Genomic DNA, 694 nt, shown 5'->3' with positions numbered 1-694 from the left:
TTCATCCGCAATCAGGCTTGCGAGATCCTCGCCCAGGTAGCCCCATCCGCTAGTGTCCCAATCGATAAGCGCGAAATTCCCATCAGCATAGATAAGATTGGTTATCCAAAAGTCTCGGTGACATAGCACGAGGGGTAATTTTTCAATACGGGCGAATATCTCGTCTGCTTGCTCATCGATGTCGATAAGCATTTGCCGCACGGGCAGTGGCAATTCGCAGTCTTCCGATCGTATATAATCGTACACGACAGGCCATGAGCGATAATGCAAATACGTATTCTTCATGAGATCCGGATGACTCAGGTTGGTCAGGCTCTGCAGCACGGCTGGTTGCTCTGCATACAACCTGCCTTGAAATCGTCCTAATTCCAACGCGGCTTTTTCATACATGCCAGCGGTCAAGTCTAAACCGGTTACGCCATCGATATATTCCAGCCACAGATAGTATTCATTCCCTTCGGGATTAAACTCGGCGTGATAACATATCGGCCACCGAAGAGCTTGTGAAAAAGTCGTTCCCAATTCAGAAGAATACAAATCATATTCCCTGCGCCATGAACTAGGATCACCGTAGCGCTCCCACTTGTTCTGGATTTTCAGCACTATACGGTAAGGTAATTTTTGGCCATCCTCGGTTTCAGCGATTCCCGTTACCAAGTTTACATTCCCCACAGTTCCGCCCTGTAACGGAATG

The 694-nt window shown here is 48.1% G+C and carries 1 protein-coding gene; it reads right to left on the bottom strand.

The features are described 5' to 3' along the window. The coding region (locus ACFSCX_RS16210; protein WP_377929294.1) for an aminoglycoside phosphotransferase family protein at positions 1–694 on the bottom strand (694 nt) is incomplete at both ends.

The sequence above is a fragment of the Bacillus salitolerans genome (genome assembly GCF_042680805.1).
Lineage (GTDB): Bacteria > Bacillota > Bacilli > Bacillales > SA4 > Bacillus_CJ > Bacillus_CJ salitolerans.
The sequence above is the reverse complement of the archived record's forward strand: the minus strand, read 5'-3'. Positions and strand labels throughout refer to the sequence as shown.